The 14,885-nt window shown below is 41.8% G+C and carries 16 protein-coding genes and 1 riboswitch; of the genes, 8 read left to right on the top strand and 8 right to left on the bottom strand.

The window, feature by feature from the left end; genetic code table 11:
- The first annotated feature begins 33 nt into the window (after positions 1-33).
- Together aroD and OMHG_RS16120 are read left to right on the top strand one after the other, a co-directional pair.
- A complete protein-coding gene (gene aroD / locus OMHG_RS16125) occupies positions 34-798 on the top strand; it encodes a type I 3-dehydroquinate dehydratase (protein ID WP_010651930.1) in 765 nt (254 codons plus the stop codon).
- A gap of 26 nt (positions 799-824) precedes the next feature.
- Positions 825-1,259: an SRPBCC family protein gene (locus OMHG_RS16120; RefSeq protein WP_010651929.1), complete on the top strand. Its 435-nt coding sequence runs from the start codon at positions 825-827 to the stop codon at positions 1,257-1,259.
- A gap of 48 nt (positions 1,260-1,307) precedes the next feature.
- On the opposite strand, the gene OMHG_RS16115 is transcribed toward OMHG_RS16120, so the two are convergent.
- The gene (locus tag OMHG_RS16115; RefSeq protein WP_010651928.1) at positions 1,308-2,921 is read right to left on the bottom strand and encodes a catalase; all 1,614 of its coding nucleotides are present in this window, start codon (positions 2,919-2,921) and stop codon (positions 1,308-1,310) included.
- Positions 2,922-2,947: 26 nt separating this feature from the next.
- Between OMHG_RS16115 and OMHG_RS18625 the strand changes: the two genes are divergently transcribed.
- From OMHG_RS18625 to OMHG_RS16095, 5 genes are all read left to right on the top strand, one after another.
- Positions 2,948-3,097 (top strand): hypothetical protein, encoded by a 150-nt coding sequence (locus tag OMHG_RS18625; protein ID WP_161603071.1) that lies wholly within the window; start codon positions 2,948-2,950, stop codon positions 3,095-3,097.
- A gap of 78 nt (positions 3,098-3,175) precedes the next feature.
- The gene (yfkAB, locus tag OMHG_RS16110) at positions 3,176-4,300 is read left to right on the top strand and encodes a radical SAM/CxCxxxxC motif protein YfkAB (RefSeq protein ID WP_010651927.1); all 1,125 of its coding nucleotides are present in this window, start codon (positions 3,176-3,178) and stop codon (positions 4,298-4,300) included.
- A gap of 16 nt (positions 4,301-4,316) precedes the next feature.
- Positions 4,317-4,799, top strand: coding sequence for an NUDIX hydrolase (locus OMHG_RS16105; RefSeq protein ID WP_010651926.1), 483 nt, complete (start codon positions 4,317-4,319; stop codon positions 4,797-4,799).
- Positions 4,800-5,199: 400 nt separating this feature from the next.
- Positions 5,200-6,108 carry a homoserine O-acetyltransferase MetA gene (gene metA / locus OMHG_RS16100; protein WP_010651925.1) on the top strand — a complete coding sequence of 303 codons (909 nt, stop codon included), beginning with the start codon at positions 5,200-5,202 and terminating at the stop codon, positions 6,106-6,108.
- Between the two features lie 221 nt (positions 6,109-6,329).
- Entirely contained in the window at positions 6,330-7,430 is a 1,101-nt protein-coding gene (locus OMHG_RS16095; RefSeq protein WP_010651924.1) for a mechanosensitive ion channel family protein, read from the top strand.
- Between the two features lie 48 nt (positions 7,431-7,478).
- Here the strand turns inward: OMHG_RS16095 and OMHG_RS16090 are convergent, their stop codons facing one another.
- Both OMHG_RS16090 and OMHG_RS16085 read right to left on the bottom strand, forming a co-directional pair.
- On the bottom strand, positions 7,479-8,246 hold the full coding sequence (locus OMHG_RS16090; protein WP_010651923.1) for a DUF3891 family protein: 768 nt from the start codon (positions 8,244-8,246) through the stop codon (positions 7,479-7,481).
- An 800-nt stretch (positions 8,247-9,046) separates the two neighbouring features.
- Entirely contained in the window at positions 9,047-9,532 is a 486-nt protein-coding gene (locus OMHG_RS16085) for a QueT transporter family protein (RefSeq protein ID WP_010651922.1), read from the bottom strand.
- A gap of 7 nt (positions 9,533-9,539) precedes the next feature.
- A riboswitch (PreQ1 riboswitch) is annotated at positions 9,540-9,584 on the bottom strand.
- A 283-nt stretch (positions 9,585-9,867) separates the two neighbouring features.
- On the opposite strand from OMHG_RS16085, the gene OMHG_RS16080 reads away from it, so the two are divergent.
- Entirely contained in the window at positions 9,868-10,845 is a 978-nt protein-coding gene (locus OMHG_RS16080; protein WP_010651921.1) for a calcium/sodium antiporter, read from the top strand.
- A gap of 46 nt (positions 10,846-10,891) precedes the next feature.
- Here the strand turns inward: OMHG_RS16080 and OMHG_RS16075 are convergent, their stop codons facing one another.
- The 5 genes from OMHG_RS16075 to OMHG_RS16055 all read right to left on the bottom strand — a co-directional run bounded on the left by OMHG_RS16075 (position 10,892) and on the right by OMHG_RS16055 (position 14,710).
- Entirely contained in the window at positions 10,892-11,488 is a 597-nt protein-coding gene (locus tag OMHG_RS16075; RefSeq protein WP_010651920.1) for an alpha/beta hydrolase, read from the bottom strand.
- Positions 11,489-11,524: 36 nt separating this feature from the next.
- The gene (locus OMHG_RS16070; RefSeq protein ID WP_010651919.1) at positions 11,525-12,469 is read right to left on the bottom strand and encodes a ring-cleaving dioxygenase; all 945 of its coding nucleotides are present in this window, start codon (positions 12,467-12,469) and stop codon (positions 11,525-11,527) included.
- The gene (locus OMHG_RS16065) at positions 12,466-12,900 is read right to left on the bottom strand and encodes a MarR family winged helix-turn-helix transcriptional regulator (protein WP_010651918.1); all 435 of its coding nucleotides are present in this window, start codon (positions 12,898-12,900) and stop codon (positions 12,466-12,468) included. The genes OMHG_RS16070 and OMHG_RS16065 overlap by 4 nt, the downstream gene beginning before the upstream one ends.
- A 320-nt stretch (positions 12,901-13,220) precedes the next feature.
- Positions 13,221-13,982: an ABC transporter permease gene (locus OMHG_RS16060; protein ID WP_010651917.1), complete on the bottom strand. Its 762-nt coding sequence runs from the start codon at positions 13,980-13,982 to the stop codon at positions 13,221-13,223.
- Complete coding sequence (locus OMHG_RS16055; protein WP_010651916.1) at positions 13,979-14,710, bottom strand: ABC transporter ATP-binding protein; 732 nt, start codon at positions 14,708-14,710, stop codon at positions 13,979-13,981. Before OMHG_RS16055 ends, OMHG_RS16060 begins: the two co-directional genes overlap by 4 nt.
- Between the last annotated feature and the right edge of the window lie 175 nt (positions 14,711-14,885).

Genomic DNA, 14,885 nt, shown 5'->3' with positions numbered 1-14,885 from the left:
GTAAAAAATAGATAGTTTTAAGGAGCTGTGTATATGAAATCTCTTGTGAAGGTTAGGGGATTAACGATAGGGGAAGGGATTCCAAAAATATGTGTGCCGATGATCGGGACTACGGATGCTGAGTTATTGGAAGAAGCGGAGACGTTGGCAGCTCTTCGCGTTGATATGGCAGAATGGCGAGTCGATTTATTTGACCATGTGGAAGATATCCGGCAGGTAAAGACAACATTAAAGAAGCTTAGAGAGATTCTGATAGATATTCCTATTCTATTTACGTTCCGAAGTGCCAAAGAAGGTGGGGAAAGGGAAATAGCTGCGAAGGATTATATGGGATTGATTAAGGGAATAGCTGAAACAGGGCAGGTTGACTTGGTGGATGTGGAGTTATTTCAACGTGAAAGTGATGTGAAAGAACTCATTCATACAGCCCATGATAACAATGTCGGTGTGATTGTTTCCAATCATGATTTTGAAAAAACCCCACCTGTAGAAGAGATCGTTTTGCGGCTGCGCAAGGCACAGGCATTGGGAGGAGATATTCCAAAAATTGCTGTGATGCCAAAAGATGCTGGAGATGTGCTGAAATTATTGCATGCAACTTATGAAATGAACGACCATTATGCAGACAGGCCGATCATTACAATGGCTATGGCGGGGAAGGGAGTAGTCAGCAGGCTCTCGGGAGAGGTATTCGGATCTGCCGTAACCTTTGCCGCGGTCAAGAAGGTTTCCGCTCCTGGCCAGATTGGAGTGGCAGAACTGAAGCATGCTTTGCGTGTAATTCACAATAGTCTTTGACGTGACGATGAGAGGGAGTGCTATCGATGAGATCACTAATTGTAAATGATGAAATTGTTATTAATGCTTCCGCTTCAAAGGTATGGGAGGTTCTTGTTAACCCAATCTATGTTAAGCGATGGGATGAACTCCCAGAGGATTATCCTGAAGAAATTATGGGGGTTGGAAGTGAAGTGATTTGGGACCTTCCAGATGGGGGGATTACGAAAACAGAGGTTATTGAAGCTGAATCGGAGAAAAGGCTGGTCATTTCACTGTCTGTTTCCGGCTGGGATGTTCATCTAAAGCCAGAAGACATAGCATACACATATACGATTGAAGAACAGGATGAAGGAGTAAAGTTGTCGTTTTCAATCGGTGATTTCTCGGTGCTGCCAAATGGGCGGGATTATTATGATTCATCAGTCGAGTTCGCAAATACTGCCAAGTTGAAAATCAAACAATTGGCTGAAATGTACTGATTTTGGCCATGAACAAAGCCACTGCAACTGCAGTGGCTTTGTTTCATTTTAATATGGGTCTGCATCATGCCCTTTTTTAATAGCATCTTTCGTTGCTTCTTCAGCACCATCGGCACCAAGCGGATGCATGCTTGATTTTTCTTTCATCATCTTGCTTGCTTCTTGCAGCCCTTCACGCAATCTGCGTCCATATTCATCATCTGCTTCTTCTGCCAGTGCAATCATTTTATCCTGGATACGCTGGTCGCAGGTAGAAAGGTCATTGACGAGATTGTTGATCAGCTCATCTTTTTCCCAGTCTTCAAACTCACGAAACGTCTGCCCAGCCTGCTTGGTATTGTCATTTCTGTCAATCGATTCACGTGATAATTTACCTTCAACATATGGCATATGTTCTTTGCCTGCCTGCTCAGCTTCTTTCAATCCGCCAAGTGTCGATGGCTCGTAATTTATATGTGGATTTTGGCCGGGCGCTTTATCATTCTGATGTCTTAATTGCCCGCCTTCCTGGTTAGTGGCTACACGTTTCTTGGCAGCATTGATTGGCATTTGCAGATAGTTTGCGCCTACACGATAACGCTGGGTATCTGAGTAGGAGAATGTTCTTCCCTGAAGCATTTTGTCATCGGAGAAATCAAGTCCGTCAACAAGAACTCCCGTACCAAAAGCTGCTTGTTCTACTTCATTAAAATAGTTTTCCGGGTTCTTATTCAGCACCATTTTCCCTACAGGACGCCAAGGAATTTGGTCTTTTGGCCAGAGCTTCGTATCATCAAGCGGATCGAAGTCCAATTCAGGATGCTCATCATCACTTAAGATTTGCACAAACAGTTCCCACTCCGGATACTCGCCACGTTCAATTGCATCATAGAGATCCTGTGTTGCATGGTTGAAATTCTCTGCTTGTATTTCTTCTGCTTCTTTGGCTGTTAAGTTTTTGATACCTTGTTTTGGTTCCCAGTGATATTTGACAAGTACAGCTTCTCCTTCACTGTTGACCCACTTGTATGTGTTGACTCCAGAACCCTGCATCATGCGGTAGTTTGCCGGTATGCCCCAAGGGGAGTAAATAAATGTGACCATATGGAAAGATTCAGGAGAGTTGGAGCAAAAGTCAAAGAAACGCTCAGCATCCTGAATGTTAGTTACCGGATCGGGCCTGAATGCATGTATCATATCAGGGAACTTCATTGCATCGCGGATGAAGAATATCTTTAAATTATTTCCAACCAAGTCCCAGTTCCCATCTTCTGTGTAAAATTTAACTGCAAATCCGCGCGGGTCACGTACCGTTTCAGGGGAACCAGCATTATTGACCACGGTGGAGAACCGGACAAATAAAGGCGTCTGTTTTCCTTTGTCCTGAAAAACTTTCGCACGTGTATATTTGGAAACGGGTTCGTCGCCAACTGTACCATATGTTTCAAAGTAACCATGAGCACCAGCTCCACGTGCGTGAACAATCCGCTCTGGCACTTTTTCCCGATCGAAATGACTGATTTTTTCAATGAAATCATAGTTCTCTAATGTGGCCGGACCGCGGTTTCCAACCGTTCTTATGTTTTGATTATTCGTAACGGGATGACCTTGTCTCGTTGTTAGCGTGTCATCGTTTTCTGCGTTCGTTTGAGAATGATTTTCTTTGGATGGATCTTTTGCCATTTACTCTCCTCTTTTCTCATAAAATTTTGGCCGATTTAACAAGAACCAACAGTAACTATAATTACCCTAAATATCAGAAATTAATCTGCTTAAATAGAATTATTGGAAACGGATTGCTCTTATTTACGGCAGCTTTTGGGAAGGAAGAGATTATTGGGGAAATGGAAGAACAGTAGTAAATCAGAAAGATACATCATAAGTAAAAATAAGTGTTAAAATAAGGAAGTATGGTCATAGAAAAGGGGAATGATGAAATGAATACAACAGAGAAAACTCAGGCTATAACGCCTGCAAACGATCCATGGGAAGCATACATGGATGTGGAACAGCATGGGAAAATGACCTTATCCAACATTGAATTCACAACTACTTATATGTGTAATATGCGCTGTGCCCATTGTGCAGTCGGGTATACACTGCAAAATATGGATCCGAATGCATTGCCGATGGAATTGCTGCAAAAAAGGCTGGATGAAATTCCTCACCTCCGTACACTTAGCATAACAGGCGGAGAACCAATGATGAATAAAAAGTCAGTTAGGGAATATGTCCTGCCACTGCTTAAATACGCCCATAACAGAGGTGTAAAGACGCAGATTAATTCTAACCTGACGTTACCTTATAATCGTTATGAAGAAATTATTCCATATCTCGATGTCCTGCATATTTCCCATAACTGGGGTACTGTCGAGGAATTTTCCGAGACAGGATTTGCGCTGATGGAACGTAAGCCGTCTGCCGAGAATCGCGAGAAATACTTTGAACGGATGGTCGAGAATTCGCAGCGTCTTTCCAGAGAAGGGGTCATGGTGTCTGCAGAGACGATGCTTAATAAACGGACATTCCCATATCTGGAAAAAATCCACGATCATGTGAATGAAATGGGATGTGCCCGCCATGAAATTCACCCTATGTACCCGGTTGATTTTGCTAGTAATCTGGAAATACTCAGTCTGGATGAGATGCGCACTGCCATTAAGCGCCTGCTGGATCATCGCAATAAGGATATGTGGATGCTGTTTGGAACATTGCCATTTTATCCATGCAGTGCTTCAAAAGAAGACCAGGAACTTTTAAAGCAGCTATATAAAGAGAAAAATGTAACTATCAGAAATGACCCGGATGGTCGTTCACGACTTAATGTAAACATTTTTACTGGAGACGTAATCGTGACGGATTTTGCGGATGAACCTTCGCTTGGAAATATCCAAACAACTAGTTTACTGGATTCCTATGACGCATGGATGCAGACGAAAACAGCGAAAAGCTTAAACTGTCACTGCCCGGCCGTCAAATGTCTGGGACCAAATGTACTTGTTAAAAATGCCTATTATCCAGATGTTGATTTCAGCAAGAGAAAGGCGAAGATCCTTATTTAAGAGATGGAGAATGTTTATGGAATTATGGGACCTATATGACAGTAACCGAAAGAAACTTGGAAAAACGCATAGACGCGGCGTACCTGTCCCGGAAGGATGCTACCATTTAGTCGTGCATGCTTGGATTCAAAACAGCAAGGGGGAAATCCTGCTGTCAAAGCGTCACCCAAATAAACATTATGGCGGTTTATGGGAATGTGCTGGTGGATCCGTGCTCGCTGGAGAAAGCAGTCTGGAAGGCGTCATAAGGGAAACGAGAGAGGAATTGGGTCTGGAAATAGATCCTGATTCGTTAAGCCTGCTCTATCGGCATCTGAAACCAACCTATCACTCAGACTACTGGCTGGCATACAGCAATGCTGATATAGCCAGTCTCAACCTGCAGGATACCGAAGTAATTGCAGCAAAATGGGTGGACAGGCATACATATTATCGAATGATTCGTAACGGAGAAATAGTCCCCACCCTTCCAGATTTCTATAAATTATTATCCGATTAAGACCGAGCCCAGCAGCTCTGCTGAATTGCGCAGGATCTTGATTGGGAGGGGATGAGAGACCATTAGATTTGGCCGTTTGGACAGTATTCGGTGGGATTCGGACAGTAAGTGAGCAGAATCGGCAAGTAAATGTCTATAATCGGACAGTAAATCGCCGAACTCGGACAGTAAGCTGGCGAGCGCGGACCGAATCAGCCGTGGATGGCCAATATTTTGCGCTCCAACTCCCAGCCAATACCCACCCCGACCCGGCGGAAGGATGCTCACATCGAAAGGCGGATCTGACAGAAATATAAATTTAACTTTTATTAGACTATATTGATTGATAGGCTTGAAAATCCCATCGTTTTGATATACGTTTTTGATATAAATAGAAGTAAATGGGAAGGGGATAGTTACAATGCCGATTCGAATACCGGGGCAATTGCCGGCTAAAGAAATACTTGAACAGGAAAATATATTTGTAATGGAAGAAGAACGGGCGACGACACAGGATATACGTCCTTTAAATATATTGATTTTAAATCTGATGCCAGAAAAGGAAAAAACGGAAGCCCAGCTGCTGCGTTTTCTTGGCAATACTCCCATTCAAGTAAATATATCCTTTTTAAGACTGACAACCCATCAATCGAAAAATACGAGTAAATATCATCTGGATACGTTTTATAAACCTTTTTCAGAGGTGATGAGTAAACGTTTTGACGGGATGATCATAACTGGTTCTCCTGTTGAGCATCTTCCTTTTGAAGAGGTTGATTACTGGGAAGAGCTCCAGGATATTATGAATTGGTCGAAGGAAAATGTAACCTCGACGCTTCACATTTGCTGGGGAGCCCAGGCGGCATTCTATCACCATTATGGTATTGGGAAACACGAATTATCCAAAAAATGCTTTGGTGTCTTTGAACATGAAGTGCTATTGCCGAACGAGAATCTGGTTCGCGGATTTGACGAATATTTTCTTGCTCCGCATTCAAGGTATACCGATATCATGCTTGAACAGATCCGTAATCACCCGGAACTTCAAATACTTGCCCAATCAGACCAAGCCGGTGTGTTTCTTGCGACTTCCAAGGACGGGAAAAACATCATGGCCACAGGGCATTTGGAATATGATGCAACGACATTGGCAGAGGAGTATTTCCGCGATTGTGCACGTGGCATAAAAACAGCATTGCCTGAAAACTATTTTCCCGATAATGACCCTGGTAAGGCTCCTGTATATCGCTGGAAGAGCCATTGCAGTCTGCTTTTCTCGAATTGGCTCAATTATTATGTATATCAAGCGACCCCTTATGAATGGGATTGATTTTACAGAAAGCAATAATTGCCGGGCTCTTCCACATGTTGTTGGGAGCTCGGCTTTTTATTTACCCAATCATTAAAAAAAGGCTGCTTTGAATAAATCAGTTTTGCAGCTTCAAAAGAACATTAGCAAAAATTGGGAATACATCGGCATGTCCCAGGTTAACGGGTCCTTGAAAATTAGTATATAATATGTAGTTAGAAACATGCTGGAGGTAAATAGGAATGTCTTTTGAGAGCATTTTTACATATGAAAACATACAGAACATTGGAATCAGCATCGGGATTTTTCTGCTCTTTCTCCTTGTGAGAAAGCTGTTTACGAAATATATCTTTTCCATTGTGCTTAGAATCACCAGAAAAGTTCGGATTGATTTCATGACACAGATATTACTTGCGTTTGAAAGACCGATCCAGAATATGTTTATGACCCTCGGTGTTGTAGTTGCTATGGTTTATTTCCCATTCTTGAACTATAACAATCCCCTATTTTTAAAGATTGTGAGCTCTTTGTTCATTATTCAATTCGCTTGGGGACTCTATAATCTTGCTGCCTCATCATCAATCTTATTTGCGAGGTTAAATGAGCGCTACAACTTTGATGTCGATAATATCCTGATTCCCCTTATTTCCAAAGGATTAAGGTTTGTTATCGTGGCTATTACTTTTACGGTAGTATTGCAGGAATTTGGTTATGAAATCAGTGGATTTGTTGCCGGTCTTGGTCTTGGAGGACTCGCAATATCTCTTGCTGCAAAAGATATGCTTGCCAATATGTTTGGAGGGTTTGTCATTATCATCGAAAAGCCGTTTCGGATAGGTGAGTGGATTCTGACTCAAAGTGTAGAAGGGACAGTTGAAGAAATCACCTTTAGAAGTACGAAGATCAGAACATTTGCAGATGCGCTGGTATCTGTTCCCAATGCAACACTGGCAAATGAATCCATCACCAACTGGAGCAGGATGGAGAAAAGGCAAGTATCCTTCAGCTTACGATTATCTTATGAGACATCCAGGGAGAAAGTAGAACAGATTGTCAGGCAGATTGATTATCTATTGAAGAACCATTCAGAGGTCCATCAGGATACTATCATGGTCAACTTTGACCAATATAAAGACAATGGAATGGATATTTTTATTTACTTTTTCACGAATACAACCGTCTGGTCGGAGTATTTAAACGTTAAGGAAGAGATAAATTTAAAGATTCTTGATTTGCTGAGAGAGGAAGATGTAGCCGTTGCATTGCCGGCCAGAAAGCTTTATCTCGATTCAGAATCGGACAACCATTTAAAAGACAAATCACATATAAGAGGAGAATCCTAGGGAAGCGGGCTATCGGAGCCGGCTTCCTTTATTGATTGCAGACAGCCGTTATTCAGCTGTATATATGATCGATAAGTCTTCAAATGGCGCTTGTTCATAGCTTTTGATTAACCCTTTTGATGATAAGATATCTTTGGATAGGACCTTTTGTTTTAATGCGACTTCAATAGGCCCTTCAAATGGAAAATCATCTATCGTAACGGTCGATGTACCCCGCCATTGAACCTGCAGTCTTTTATTGCAGACACTGTGCAATGCCGAATTTGTCTGAATCCCTTCTTTGAAAAAAGGGTGTTCCTGCTGTTTTGCGGCCCCCGGTTCATTCATGCAAATATATAAAGACAGGTTGTCTGCAAGCTGGATAAGGCCGTAATGGAAATTAAACAAACGTTTGTTTAATTTATCCTTTGAATCAGCAATTGCCTGCTGGCGCATTTCTTCCTGGGTAACGAAGGCTTTCGCTTCCATTGATGTACTGTTTAGCATAAACCGTTTATAGTGCTCACTGCACAGCATTGCTGCATAGGAATCGACTCTTTCCACCTCATCAATCCCATGCTTATACAGAATGATTTTTGGCAATTCAGGAAAGTCCAAAAAGGTATATGGCTTGTTGTTTTTATCATTCAGAAACGGTTGTTTGTCAAACTCCTTCCATCCATGATCATGCTGATAGGCTGCATATTCGACAGATTGGCGATATGCAGCGCCTTCAAAATAATCCGATTTCCATTGCTTTAAGATATCTCCTGCTATCTGGGCATGATGGTCCTGTTGTATCAAAACAAATTCGTTATCCCGCTCGCGGACGATCATCTATATTCCCCCTTCCATGAAACATTGTACTGGTTATTATATGCTTCCCCTAGGTAAAAAAATAAGGCTGTTACTTGTAGACGCAGGTGCATCTAGTGGGGTCTTAACGTCTTCAGTTTTTCTTAAGACAAAAAATCCAAAGTTAATTTCCTCATTCTATGCTCTATGCTACTCTGTCAATTTTTTGTAGAAATTATGGTGTGGTAATCTCCACTCCGGAAATACACTGCGCTTTCCGCGGGCTCGCGCTAAGCCTCCTCGCTCGCAAAGTTCGCTCTCTGTGGGGTCTTAGCGTCTTCGCTTTTCCCGCTGGAGTCTCCGTGTCTTTCCTTCGCTATGATTTTGTTTTCTGAATCGATTTGCTGATATTCAATCATGAAGCTGATGGATTGGAGCATAGGGCAGTCGACTCCAGCGGGAAAAGCAACGGCTGAAGATCCCGCAGGAAGTGGGTTTCTTCCGAGGAAGCTGAGAGCGCCCGCCGCGGAAAGCGACTGCCCGGAGCGGAAATCGGCCGAAGCAGTTATCGGGTTTACTGAGTGCTTTCTTTATAGAATAAATCCATAAATAATTTAAAAGGATGGGTAAAATCCAAGGAGGTACAGCGGGAAAAGCAACGGCTGAAGATCCCGCAAGAAGCCGGGATTGCTTCCGTGGAAGCTGAGAGCGCCTTCCATGAAAATCGACAGATGCTGTTACGTCACAGTTTATATATTTTATCTAAAAGCAACAGTCTTCGAGAAAAGAACCAAAAATAAAAACTTCATCATTCGCCCTTTGAAAGGGGAATGATGAAGTAATCAGATGAGTTTATCAAATTGTAATCTTTTATTCAAAGCATAGATAATCGGTATCCCTATTGCCAGCACAGCGAATTCGCCTATTGCTGTCGTAAACCATGTTACAGCGAATGGCAGTCCAATTGCTAAATTCAGTTCGAACGCAATAATAAACATATTGAATGTGAAGACAATTGTATTCGCATACAGCAGGATCCAAATATTCTTAATATATCTTGCCAACAGGATAATGATTGCTAATGAAATTGCCGAATGCGCCACACCAAATACTAAATCATACCAGCCGAGTGGTGAGAATAGCAGGTTATATAGGAAAACTCCCAATACGATTCCAAAGAAATATTTCTTGTCAAAGACAATCAGATGGTTGAAAACCTCTGAAATACGAAATTGAACACTGGTAAAACCGAATGGAACAATAAGTGCAGATACAGCGATATACAAGGCCGCTAACAGGCCATTAATAACTAACGTTCTAATATTCAAAACAATTCTCTCCTTAGTTTTTTTGCGTGGGATGGTTACGAACCACGTAGAGCAATGCAAATTAGTATAATATAAAATCTGTTAAAAGAAAAGCTTTATTTTTATTTATCAGCTTGTTATCCCCCTATAGAACTGGGCAGGTTTCCTGTATCAGTGCTTTGGCGTCTCATCCTGCATCCGCCAATCAGATTGGTTTTAATCAAGTTACTAATTTAGGGAAAATCATGAAGGGATCTATAAGGAAGATATTATCTTCATTTTATGAGATTTTTTTTCTGAAAAAGGGTAATGTTATACTATGTAAGAAAAATAATCTGTTAAAGGGCGAATATGACATGGCATACATATTATTGATTCTAGGATTTGCATTATTGATTAAAGGCGCAGATTGGTTTGTTGATGGCTCTTCCAACATAGCTGCATTGCTCCGAGTCTCTCCGCTGCTCATAGGGCTTACCATTGTTGCTTTTGGGACAAGTTCTCCGGAGCTGACAGTAAGTATCATCGCTGCTCTTGAGGGCAGTGCGGATGTTTCGCTGGGTAATGTGGTGGGAAGTAATATATTCAATATAACGCTTGTTGTCGGCATGGCAGCATTCTTATTTCCATTAAAGGTACAGAATGAAACGATCAAAAAAGAAATCCCTTTTACTTTGGTATCGACTGCTGCCTTATTGATTGTGATGAGTGATATATTCCTGCAGGGGAGCAGCAATAACTTAATTACCCGGGGTGATGGATTAATTCTCCTGCTATTCTTTGGCATTTTCATGATATATGTATTCGAAATTGCGTTAAAGGATAGGGAAGCCTCAAAGGAAGCTTCAAGGGAGGACACAGGTAAAACTTCGGAATCCGAGGGAGGCACCTGGGGGAAAAATATTCTGATTTCAGTAATTGGTTTAGCGGCTATTATCATTGGCGGGGAAATGGTTGTCTCGAATGCAACGGAGATAGCTTACTCGCTTGGCATGAGTGAAACGTTAGTGGGCCTGACGATTGTAGCGATAGGAACTTCATTGCCTGAACTTGTAACCTCTGTATCTGCAGCACTTAAAAAGCAAAGTGAAATTGCTTTAGGAAACATCGTCGGTAGCAATATTTTCAATATCCTCCTAGTTCTTGGCGGGTCTGCCTTCATTACACCGTTGGCTTTTGATGGGAAAGTTTTCATCGATTTATTCATTATGGTAATCCTGACATTGCTGTTACTGGTTTTTTCCAGAACAAATTACAAAATCGGCAAGCGGGAAGGACTTATTCTGGCACTAGCATACGTTGTATACCTGATCTATATCATCATTCGAAACTGAAAAAAACCGATGTTCTGCCTGGAGCGGCAGAGCATCGGTTTTTCACTTATTTATACCAGGCAGCTGCTGCCTGGACTTCATCGATTGTTAGCTGATGGCCCCGGTTTTCCCAGTGAAGCTCTACATCGGCACCAGCATTTTTCAGTAAGGATGTCAGTTCCTCTGATTCCTGTGCAGGGCAGATTGGATCATTTGTACCGGCTGCGATAAATACAGCTTTACCGGTCAGATCAGTCATCTCGATTCCACGTCTTGGTACCATCGGATGATGCAAAATGGCCTTATTTAAAGCGTCTTTATAATGGAATAGCAGGCTGGCGGCAATATTGGCTCCATTAGAGTAGCCGACTGCCGTAATATTACTGCGGTCAAATTCGTATTTCATGGCCGCTTCATCGAGAAATTCATTTAATTCTTTCGTTCGGAAAATCAGATCGTCTTCATCAAATACACCTTCTGCCAGACGCTTGAAGAATCGGGGCATACCATTCTCCAGTACATTTCCCCGTACACTGAGTATATTTGCTTCCTTATCAATAATCTCTGCAAGCTGAAGAAGGTCCTGCTCCGTCCCTCCTGTACCGTGCAGCAGCAGTAATGTCGGTCTTGATTGGTCTTTCCCTTTTTTAAAGATATGCTTCATATGGTATTCTCCTCTCATTATTAGGGGGTACTTTTTCTATAATAATTGTTCAGGATCTTTAATCTTGATTGGAATTAGCGTTTGATTTAATTGCTCACGATATTGCTCATACTGCTCCGGTAGTTTCAGTTCCAATCCCATTGTTTCGAACGATTCATCATTTGCAAATCCTGGTGGATCTGTTGCAATCTCGAATAGGAGTTGACCTGATTCCCTAAAGTAAATTGCGTTAAAATAATTTCGATCTCTGACAGGTGTAACGCCGTAGCCATGTTCCCTAATATAGCTCTGCCACTCCAAGTGATCTGCGTCATCTTCTGCCCGGAATGCAATATGGTGGACAGTGCCCACGCCCATTGATCCTGGTCCGCTGGTCGTTGTCTTGACTTCAATAATATTGCCGATATCGCCAAAGGATTTATACCTGACGAGACCAGCTTCTTCACCAATCTTTTCATAGCCCATCACTTTTTCAAGCAGATTCATCGTTTGACCGGGATTGGAAGATAATAATGTAGCACCAGCGAATCCTTTGATTGCAACCTCTTGGGTAACATCACCAATGGACCAGGCATTTTTCGTACCTTCTTCTCTTTCAACAAGCTCGAGGTGAAGCCCGTGTATATCATCGAAGGTCAAATAGGTTTCGCCAAATCGTTCCGTTTTATTGAAGGATATGTGGAATTTACCCAGTCTTTCCTCCCAAAACGATAATGCGCCTTTAGGTACAGCATAAGAAGTGACGCCAACCTGTCCATCACCGACCTTACCCTGGTAGGCTCCAGCCCATGGGAAAAAAGTAATGATTGACCCCGGCTTGCCGCCTTCGTTCCCGAAGTAGAGATGATATGTGCCAGGATCATCAAAATTTATCGTCTTTTTTACAAGCCGAAGCCCAAGTACGCTTGCATAGAAATCCACATTTTCCTGAGGGTGTCCGACAATAGCTGTTATATGATGGATCCCTTTTGTCCTTCTCACTTTCTGTTCTCTCCTTTATTTCCGACTTGTTTTAACACATCAATCAGGATCTGTTTATCTTCCTCAGAAACGTCTTCGAATACTTCCTCAATGACTTTCTGATGCTTTGGAAAGATTTCGTCCATTAGTTTCGTACCTTTATCCGTAATTTGGATGTAAACCGCACGTCGATCTTCCGAGCAATTACTTCGCTCCAGTAATCCTTTATTCTCCAATTTATCGATCACATAGGTGATAGAGCCGGTATTGATAAGAACTGCTTCCGAGATTTGTCTAATGGTCTGTCTGCCTTTATGATATAATGCTTCTAGAATAGTAAAGTCCGAAGTCCGCATTCCGTGGCTGCTAATATCCTTTTTCGTAATTTCCTCCAATGTTCTTGAAGCTTTCATTAACACGACAAAAGCTTTTAATGAAAAATTATCGCGCATTGAATTTCCTCCTAGCTTTCTTTTAAATGAATTCATTTATATTTAATTAAATTATTATTAATTAAGTACAATAATACCGAATGTCCATTATGATGTCAACTAATAGGATGGGCTTAATGAGAAGGAATTATGAAACAGTATTTACTGTCTGGAGAATAGGAAATGCCTGTCCGGAAATGGACAGGCATCTTATTTAGAAGAAAATAGTGCTGATTGCTTCTATATCTTGCTGATTTAATTTCATCTTCAAAATCTCTAAGTAGTATGCCACATCAATAAAGGAATGCTGTTGTCATTCAGCATTCCTTATTTATATTGGATCAGTTTTTCTCGCTTAGCTTCAGCAACTGCATCTGCTTATTAAAAAGGGTCGGATAGGACAGAAATCCGAGAAGAACACTCGTCACTGCGGCTGTTGTCAAAAGAAGGAACAATATCAGCAGTTGAAATTGAACTGCCTGAACTGGATCTGCACCTGCAATAATCTGTCCGCTCATCATACCTGGAAGCTGCACGAGCCCGATTGTCTTTTGACTTTCGATGGTTGGAATCATGCTTGCCTTTATAGATGTAATTAGTGAAGTGTGAATAGCTTGCTTCGGTGTTCCGCCCAGAGACAAAATCAATTCCGTTTCGTCTTGGCGTGATGCAATTTCGGCCGTGAATCGATTCAGAAAAAGAATGGAAAGTACCATTGAATTTCCAACAACCATCCCACTGATCGGAATAATATATTGCGCAATGGGAGGTGTTATCTGGAAGCCGAGAAGGATGGCTTGTGTGAGTATCTCAACAAAGAAAAACGTACCAACTAATTTCCAGGTGATTCCCTTGATAGAGGCTCCTTTTTTTCTTGCATTTTGTGTTGCCGCTCCAATCATCAGCATAATCATGAGAATGATGTACATATAATGATCGGCCGTAAAAACAAATGTGAGAACATATCCAACCGCAAGCAACTGGATGATAGACCGAACTGTTGCGATAATAGTATCTTTTTCGAGTCCGAGATTTAATGCTTTGGACAATGCTATCGGAATCAGGACGAAAATCAGCGAGAGGGACAAGGTAAGGAAACTCATGTAAATTCCCCCTTTACAAACCGTCTTACGCTTTCATTCCGGGGATGATGAAGTAAAGAACTTTCTCCGGATTCCATCAGCTTACCGCCTATCATTACCCAAGTATACTCCCCGATTGATAACGCCTGCTCCAAGTTGTGGGTGATCCAGACAATCGTTACCTGTGATCTTTGGTTGATTGCTGTGATCAGTTCTTCGACTTCTTGTTTGGATACCCGATCAAGCGAAGAAGTAATTTCATCCAGCAACAGAATCTTTGGTTTGTTTACAAGTGTTCTTGCGATGGATACCTTTTGCCGTTGCCCACCAGAGAGATCCCTCACATTCCGCTGCAAAAATTCTGCCTCCAGACCAACATCTTCAAGCAGTTTTGCAGCATCTGCTTCAGGTAACTTTCCCCCTTGCAGTGTTAATGGAAGCTCCAGGTTTTTAAATACAGTGCCCCTAAGCATGGCAGCACTTTGAAGTGCAAGGCCAACGGTACGTCTAAGTTCTGTTGGCTCATAGCTGCTGATGTCTTTTCCAGCCACTCTAATTTCTCCGGAATTGGGAGAAATCAGTCCATTGCACAATCTGAATAATGTTGTCTTACCAGCGCCTGAAGGTCCCACTAATGTAGTGATTTTACCTTCAGGGAAGATTCCGCTGATATCATTAATGATCGCTAAACTGTCATCAGAATAGGATACGTGCTTAAGCTCCAATGCGGCCTTATCGCTTGTTGTCATTTTGGACCTTCCTTATTAGCAAATTTAATAAAAACGGATTATCTCTTAGAGTGTACCAAAACGGAAACTTCCATGAAACCAATGCTGGAATGAAATTTAATAACTAATAGTAATGGTAAGTAAAGAATTGGCCAGTTTGCGCTGGGGCAATCCTTTTAGCTTTTATAGAAATCGC

The organism is Oceanobacillus massiliensis str. N'diop (assembly GCF_000285495.1).
GTDB classification, from domain to species: domain Bacteria; phylum Bacillota; class Bacilli; order Bacillales; family Amphibacillaceae; genus Oceanobacillus; species Oceanobacillus massiliensis.
The sequence above is the reverse complement of the archived record's forward strand: the minus strand, read 5'-3'. Positions and strand labels throughout refer to the sequence as shown.